General features: G+C 71.1%; 6 protein-coding genes. 3 read left to right on the top strand and 3 right to left on the bottom strand.

Translation table 11 applies throughout. The features are described 5' to 3' along the window. Positions 1–49: 49 nt before the first annotated feature. The 3 genes from AB0M88_RS14985 to AB0M88_RS14975 all read right to left on the bottom strand — a co-directional run bounded on the left by AB0M88_RS14985 (position 50) and on the right by AB0M88_RS14975 (position 3,509). On the bottom strand, positions 50–1,294 hold the full coding sequence (locus tag AB0M88_RS14985; RefSeq protein WP_364101088.1) for a phosphatidylserine decarboxylase: 1,245 nt from the start codon (positions 1,292–1,294) through the stop codon (positions 50–52). A 65-nt stretch (positions 1,295–1,359) separates the two neighbouring features. Next, the gene (locus AB0M88_RS14980; RefSeq protein ID WP_364101085.1) at positions 1,360–1,722 is read right to left on the bottom strand and encodes a hypothetical protein; all 363 of its coding nucleotides are present in this window, start codon (positions 1,720–1,722) and stop codon (positions 1,360–1,362) included. Further along, complete coding sequence (locus AB0M88_RS14975; protein WP_364101083.1) at positions 1,719–3,509, bottom strand: PspC domain-containing protein; 1,791 nt, start codon at positions 3,507–3,509, stop codon at positions 1,719–1,721. The genes AB0M88_RS14980 and AB0M88_RS14975 overlap by 4 nt, the downstream gene beginning before the upstream one ends. Before the next feature lie 153 nt (positions 3,510–3,662). Here AB0M88_RS14975 and AB0M88_RS14970 point away from each other — a divergent pair, with 153 nt between their 5' ends. The 3 genes from AB0M88_RS14970 to AB0M88_RS14960 all read left to right on the top strand — a co-directional run bounded on the left by AB0M88_RS14970 (position 3,663) and on the right by AB0M88_RS14960 (position 7,482). Then, positions 3,663–4,931, top strand: coding sequence for a PspC domain-containing protein (locus AB0M88_RS14970; protein ID WP_364101097.1), 1,269 nt, complete (start codon positions 3,663–3,665; stop codon positions 4,929–4,931). After that, positions 4,928–5,596, top strand: coding sequence for a response regulator transcription factor (locus AB0M88_RS14965; protein ID WP_364101080.1), 669 nt, complete (start codon positions 4,928–4,930; stop codon positions 5,594–5,596). Before AB0M88_RS14970 ends, AB0M88_RS14965 begins: the two co-directional genes overlap by 4 nt. A gap of 251 nt (positions 5,597–5,847) precedes the next feature. After that, the gene (locus tag AB0M88_RS14960; RefSeq protein WP_364101077.1) at positions 5,848–7,482 is read left to right on the top strand and encodes an ABC transporter substrate-binding protein; all 1,635 of its coding nucleotides are present in this window, start codon (positions 5,848–5,850) and stop codon (positions 7,480–7,482) included. The last annotated feature ends 101 nt before the right edge of the window (positions 7,483–7,583 follow it).

The following is a 7,583-nucleotide window of genomic DNA, read 5'->3' as shown; positions in this document are numbered from 1 at the left end:
GATGCGGACGCCCTCTACGACCTGGGATGGATCCGTTTTGCCCTGGGGCCTAGACCCAGCGGGCGATGACCGTCGAGCCGCCGACGACCTTGTCCTGGACGGCGACCAGGGGCTCGGCCCGGTCGGCGGGGAGGTAGACGTCGGTGCGGGAGCCGAAGCGGATCAGGCCCATGCGCTCGCCCCGGGCGACCAGCGTGCCCACCGGCACCCGCTGCACGATGCGGCGGGCGATCAGGCCCGTGCGCTGGGCGACCACGACCGTGCCGCGCTCGGTGTCGAGCACCGTGTAGGCCGCCACGTTGTGCTCGGCGGCCGCGGTCATCGCGTTGGCGTAGCCGCCGTCCTCGACGAAATAATCGGCCACCCGGCCGGCCACCGGCACCCGGTTGACGTGCACGTCGAGCACCGACAGGAACACCGCGACGCGCAGGAACTCGCCCGAGCCGAACCGCTCGTCGGTCATCCGCTCGACCGACAGCACCCGGCCGTCGGCCGAGGCGACGACCGCGGCTGGGTCGGACGGGATCTCGCGCTCGGGGTCGCGGAAGAACGCCGCCACCGGCGCGGCGGCCAGCGCGGGCAGCAGCCACAGCTTCGACTTCGGCCGGGCGACGCGGGCCACCGCGGCCAGGCCGAGCGCGATGCCGGCCGCGACCACACCGTTGGAGTCGAGGTGCATGCCGCGGGTGATGGGCACGCTGGACGGCCGGTAGGCCGGGGAGAGGGTGGCCGCCACCCGCGGCGACGCGGCGGTGAACCGCAGCTTGTGCACGCGCAGCGGGGGCTGGTTGCGCACGACCAGGTCGGATCCGACCCCGAAGAGCGCGCTCTGCCGGAACAACTCGGCCGCGGCCCCGCCCGTACGCCCCGGGAGCGCCGGCGTCGCGAGGGTGACCACCGCGCCGTCGGTGAGGTATTTGCCCACCCGCTCGAGTAGGCCCCGCACCTCGTCGGCCGTGCCGGTCAGCGGCTCACCCAGGATGACCACGTCGGCCGGCTGCGCCTCGTCGAGCGAGTCGACGATCTTCACCCGGTCGGCGATCCAGCTGCCGAGCCCGTTGATGTGGTCACGGAGCAGGTCGGCGGTGCTGCGCTCACCGGCCACCAGGGTGAGCGTGTCACCGGGCAGCAACGCCTCGACGGCCGACGCCACCACGAGCGAGGCGTGGTCGGCTCCGACGACCAGGGCGGACGTCGCCGCGTTGGGCCGGGCGAACTCGGCGGTCAGGGCACGCGCGGCGATGGGGCCGACGCCGGCGACGGGCGCATTGGACACGGCGGGAAACGGGGTCATGAAGTCGAGCATAATGACGCCGCCCGCAGGCCATTGACCTGCGGGCGGTGTCTTCGTGCCGGTTGTCAGTCGCGGTCGCCGGTCTCCGGCCGGGCGTCCGGGTGCTCCTGGTGGAAGCGGTCGGCCGGGTCGTCCAGCAGTTCCCGCACGATCGAGGCGTGCATCTCGGGCGGCAGATCGCCCGGGGTCTCGACGGCCGGCGCCTCGGGGGTGGTCGCGGCCACGTGCAGCGGCTGCGGGGTGCGGTGGCCCGAGCGGATCGCCCCGAACAGGCCGATCACGCCGAAGAGGATGAGCGCGCCGGCGATCAGCCAGCCCACGGCCGGCAGGTGGATGTTGACCACCCGCGAGACCGCCCACCAGAGCGCGACCAGCAGGAAGATCACGCCGAAGCTCAGCGAGACGCCGTCGGTGCGGTGCGGCTTCATCGGGCCACCTCCAGGTTGCCGGTGTCCATCTGCAGGTCGAGCTTGAGGGTGCCGCCGCCGGCGCCGTCCGGGCCCTGGTCGGAGACGGTCGTGTCGACGTTGTGGTCGTTGAGCTCGTGGCCCAGCACGACCGCCCGCCCGTTCTTGAGCTGCACGGTGGCGGTGGTGTCGACGTTCGGCGGGAGCAGCACCTTGAGCTGGCCCACCTTCATCGTCGCGGTGACCGTCTGCTGCTGCCCGTCGAAGGCGACGTCGCGCAGGTCGAGGGTCGCGTTGCCGGCCGTGAAGTCGTAGCGGTCGGCGACCGCGGCCAGGGTGGCCGGGCGGTAGACGCTGTTGCCGAACTGGCTCCCGAAGCGTTCGGCACTGGTCGAGGCGCCCAGGCCGAGCGAGACGAGCAGGGCGAGGAAGATCAGCCCGCGGGCCCGGCCGAACCAGGTCCCCACGATCAGGCCGAGCGCGACGACGACCAGGGCGGCCGCGAAGTACGCCGAGATCGCGATGTGGGCTCCGGCGTTGTCGAGCACTGCCATCAGGCCGATGACCACGACGACCGCGAAGAAGGTCAGCCGGCCGAGTTTGGAGCGCTCGCGCGGCGGCTTCGGTGGGCGGGGCTGACGCGGGTGCCGTTCGGGCTGCGGGTACGGCTGCTGCCCGCTCGGCGGTCCCCACGGGCCGTGCGGCGCGAACGGCGGCCGGTAGCCCTCGGCCGGCGGGGCCGACGAGTAGCTCGGCGCGGCCGGCGGCTCGGGCGGCAGCGGGGGCAGCGGCGCGGTCACCGGTTCCTCGGTCGCAGTGCTCGCGGCCGGCGCGGTGAACTGGGGCGCGCCGTACGACGGCGCGGTGAACTGGGCCGTCGGAGTCGTCGCACCCGCAGGCGGCGGAACCGGGCCCGCGGCCGCGGCCGGAAATGTCGCGGCGTCCGAGGACGGACTCGAGCCGCTCCGCTTGATCAGCAGGATCGCGCCGAGGATGACCGCGGCGGCCAGCACCGCCGCCCGCATGCCGTCGTGCACGATGAACGCGAACGAGAGCACCGCGGCGGCGCCGAGCACGACCACCGAGAGCGGCGCCATGCCCGAGCGGCCCTTGCCGAGCAGCGACTCGATCGGCGAGGCGGTGTCGCCCTCGGCCGGGATGATCAGCCAGCCGATCAGGTAGAGCAGGACGCCGACGCCGCTGAGGATGCCGAGCACGGCGAGCAGCACGCGCCAGAGCACCGGGTCGGTGTTGGTGGCCCGGGCCAGCGCGGCGCAGACGCCGGCGATGTAGCGACCCTGGCGGGGCCGCACCAGCTTGTCGCGGGAGAACCCGGGACCGCCGAGGTTGGTCATCCACGGCGGCATGTTGTTGGCGCCGGGCGGCGGGGGCGGTGGCGTCGTGCCGCCCGGTGGCGGCGTGCTGCCGTGCGGCGGCGTGCTGCCGTGCGGCGGCGTGCTGCCGTGCGGCGGGGTGTCGGCCTCCGGGATGCCGCCGGTGGGCGGTGCCCAGGCGGCCGGCTTCTCGTCGGCCGGGCCGGTGGCCGCCGGGATCTCGGTGGCCGGGATCTCGGTGGCCGGGATCTCGGTGGTCGGCGTCTCGGCGGGCGTCTCGGCCGTGGGTGCCTCGGCCGCCGGCATCTCCAGGGTGGGTTCGGCCCGGGTCGTCCCGGTCTGAGTCGCCTCGGCCGTCTCGGTCGGGACCGCCTCGGTCGGTGTATCGGAATCGGGCGTGGCGGGGACCGAAGGCGCCGGTGCGTCCTGCGACGGACCGGACGGGCCCCGCGATTCGGCAGCTTCGTCGTTCATGCCATCGATCCTGGCCGTGACGGCACCCGAGACGCTTCCGGCGCCGACCCTGACGCCACCCTGAGATCCCCGGGCTCCGATCCTCGGGGAAGTTCCCCGTGGCCCGGCGCCCCCATACGTGTGACGATCGGAGTACACGACCGAGGAGGAGCCATCACCGCCGCCGCCCACCCGCCCGTCCGCCGGCTGTACCGGCCACGCGACCACCGGATCATCGCCGGGGTCGCCGCCGGTCTGGCCGAGCATCTGGGTCTTCCCGTGCTGGCGGTCCGCATCGCTCTCGTCGTCCTCCTCGGCTTCTCCGGTCTCGGCCTGCTGCTCTATGCCGCCTTCTGGGCCGTGCTCCCGCAGCAGCAGCTGACGGGGGGCGAGGCCCCGCCGCGCCGCGAGCTCGCGATGCTGCTGCCGTTCGCGGCCATCGGCCTCGGGGTGATTCTCCTGCAGGCGCTGGTCTTCCGCGACAATGTCGCGGGCACCGTCGGCTGGCTGGTCGCGGTGATCGCGGTCGGCGCCGGCATCATCTGGCACCAGTCCGACCCGAGCCGGCGCGGCCTCGGCCTGCGCGGCGGCAGCCTGCCCCAGGCGCCCTGGCTGGCCGCCGTGGTCGCCGAGAGCGACCGCCGCGCCTTCCTGCTGCGTTTCGTCGGCGGCGGCGTGCTGGTCGCCACCGGCATCATCGGCGTGGTCGCGGTCTATGCCCCGGCCGGCAACCTGACCTCGGTGATCAACGGGGTGATCTTCGCGCTGGTCGGTCTGCTCGGGGTCGGCGTGGTCGCGGCGCCGCTGCTCTGGCGCATGTTCAACCAGCTGCGGGCCGAGCGCGAGGGGCGCATCCGGGAGCAGGAGCGGGCCGAGGTGGCCGCCATGATCCACGACCAGGTGCTGCACACGCTGGCGCTGATCCAGCGCAACTCGGCCGATATCAAAGAGGTGCAGCGGCTGGCCCGGGGCCAGGAGCGCAGCCTGCGCAACTGGCTCTACAAGCCCAGCGCCTCGCCGACCGAGCGCTTCGCGGCCGCCCTCGAGCAGGCCGCGGCCGAGGTCGAGGACACCTATGCGATCAGCGTCGAGACCGTGGTGGTCGGCGACACCCAGTGCGACGAGCGGGTCGCGGCCCTGGTCGCGGCCGCCCGCGAGGCGCTGGTCAACGCGGCCCGGCACGCCGGCGTGCAGACGGTCTCGCTCTACGCCGAGGTCGAGGCCGACGAGTTGAGCGTTTTCGTCCGGGACCGCGGCGCCGGTTTCGACATCAACGGCGTGGAAGAATCACGCCACGGCGTCCGAGGTTCGATCATCGGGCGGATGAAGCGGCACGGGGGCCGCGCCGAGATTCGCAGCACGCCGGGCGAGGGCACCGAGGTCCGCCTCACGATGTCCGTCGCCCGAGAGAGCATGACGAGCGGGAAGGAGACCGCACGATGACCGAACCCATGGGTGCGACCGACGGCGGGCGGCTCAAGGTCTTCCTGGTCGACGACCACGCGATGTTCCGCGCCGGCGTGCGATCCGAGCTGGGCGCGCACGTCAACGTGATCGGCGAGGCCAGCACGGTCGCCGAGGCGATCAGCAGGATCGGCGCGCTGGAGCCCGACGTGGTGCTGCTCGACGTGCACATGCCGGACGGCGGCGGCCGCGCGGTGCTGGACGCGATGCGCCGCAGTCACCCGCACATCCGCTTCCTCGCTCTCTCGGTCTCCGACGCGGCCGAGGACGTGATCGGCCTCATCCGGGCCGGCGCCCGGGGCTACGTGACCAAGACGATCTCGCCCGACGAGCTGGCCGCCGCGATCAAGCGGGTGGCCGACGGCGACGCGGTGTTCAGCCCGCGGCTGGCCGGGTTCGTGCTCGACGCGTTCGCCTCCCGGCCCGACGTGCCGGTCGCCGACCCCGAGCTCGACCAGCTCACCAACCGCGAGCGCGAGGTGCTGCGGCTGCTCGCGCGGGGTTATGCGTACAAGGAGATCGCCAAGGAGCTGTACATCTCGATCAAGACGGTCGAGACCCACGTCTCCAACGTGCTGCGCAAGCTGCAGATGAGCAACCGTTACGAATTGTCACGGTGGGCGGCCGATCGGCGGCTGGTCTGACCCCGGCCGCCGCGATCGTCACGCCCTGTCCGCGCTTGGTTCCGCTCCGTCGACATTCCCGGGCCGCGCCGGATTTCCGCAGGTCAAGGCGGAAATGAGCGTCTAACCAAGACGGCCCGTGGTGAGTTACCCTGCCCCGGTCTGGCTAGTATCGGCTTGGTAACGGGGCTCGGGGCTGCCCGTGTCTCTGTGTCACAGTGGCAGCTGCTCGCACACCCCCTCGTGAGCCCCCAAGAGGAGGCACCCTTCCCATGTTCGGGAAACGCCCGTGGAAGATGGCGGTCGGCGCGGCCGCCATCGCTCTGTTGGCCGCCGGCTGTAGCAGTGGTTCGTCGGACGACACCGAGGCCCTGTCCAACAGCGTCGTGATCGGCATCGGTGAGCCGGAGCACCTGCTCCCGACCAACACGACCGAGGCCAACGGCTCCGAGGTTCTGGCGTCGTTGTACTACCCGCTGGTCAAGTTCGACGCGAAGAACGAGCCCCAGCTGGTGGCCGCCGAGTCGATCAAGCCGGACAAGAACAACAAGGTCTGGACGATCAAGCTCAAGCCGGACTTCACGTTCAGCAACGGCGAGCCGGTGACGTCCGACGACTACATCAACGCCTGGAACTACGGTGCCTACGGGCCGAACGGCCAGTTGGCGGGTTACTACTTCGCCCGCATCCAGGGTTACGCCGCGATGCAGCCGGTCGACCCCGACGCCGACGGCCCCGAGAAGGCCAAGGCGCCGACCGCGACCAAGCTGAGCGGCCTGAAGAGGATCGACGACCTGACGTTCACGGTCACGCTGTCCGAGCCGTTCGCGGGCTGGGAGGCGGTCATGGGTTACGACTGCTTCTACCCGCTGCCCAAGGCCGCCTTCTCCAGCCCGGGCGTGATCGTCAAGGGCTTCGAGGACGCGCCGATCGGCAACGGGCCCTTCAAGATGAAGGGCAAGTGGGAGCATGACCAGCAGATCCAGGTCGAGAAGGTGCCCGACTTCAAGGGCCAGGTGCCCAAGGTCGACGCGATCACCTGGAAGATCTACCAGGACCTCGGCGCGGAGTACGCCGACCTGGTCGCGGGCAACGTCGACGTGCAGACCCAGATCCCGGTGGAGGATCTCTCCGCGGCCTCGACCGACCTGGGCACCCGCTTCCAGAAGAGCCCCAACTCGCTGTTCCAGTTCATCGGGTTCCCCCTCACCGATCCGCAGTTCAAGGACGTACGCGTCCGTAAGGCGATCTCGATGGCGATCAACCGCCAGGAGATGACCGACCAGATCTCGCTCGGCTCGCAGACGCCGGCGACGGCGTTCGTCTCCCCGGTGGTCGACGGCTACCGCGCCGACTCGTGCGGCGAGAACTGCGAATACAACCCGACCAAGGCCAAGCAGCTCTACCAGCAGGCCAACGGGCCCAAGACGATCACGGTGTCCTACAACACCGACGGTGGTTACAAGCCGTGGATCGATGCCATGTGCAACCAGATCAAGGGCTCGCTCGGCGTGAACTGCGTCGGCCACGCCGAGGCCAAGCTTCCCGACATCCTCAAGAAGCTCGAGGCGGGCGACAACGTCGGCCTGATCCGTCTGGCCTGGCTCATGGACTACCCGCTGATGGAGGACTACCTCACGCCGCTCTACTCGACCGGTGGCTCGTCGAACTACTACGGCTACAGCAACCCGACGTTCGACAGCCTGGTCAAGGACGGCGCGGAGGCCAAGACGCCGGCCGCCGCGGTGAAGGACTGGCAGAACGCCGAGGACATCCTCGTCCAGGACATGCCGGTGATCCCGCTCCGCTTCGGGCAGAACGTCTTCGGTTACTCCGAGAAGGTCACGGGCGTAACGGTCGACCTGTTCCAGAAGGTGGACATCTACAACATCGAAGTAGCCGACTAATCTGACCGCTCGAACGGTGGTGGCGCCACGGGGCACGTGAAACCGTGGCGCCACTTCGTGTTTGACCACCCCTCGTGTGTTCCGCCGTGCCCACAAGGCGC

Origin of the sequence: Actinoplanes sp. NPDC051411, assembly GCF_040682075.1 — a bacterium.
Taxonomy (GTDB): Bacteria; Actinomycetota; Actinomycetes; order Mycobacteriales; family Micromonosporaceae; genus Actinoplanes.
Note: the sequence above shows the minus strand (reverse complement) of the source record. Positions and strands in the feature narration are given on the sequence as shown.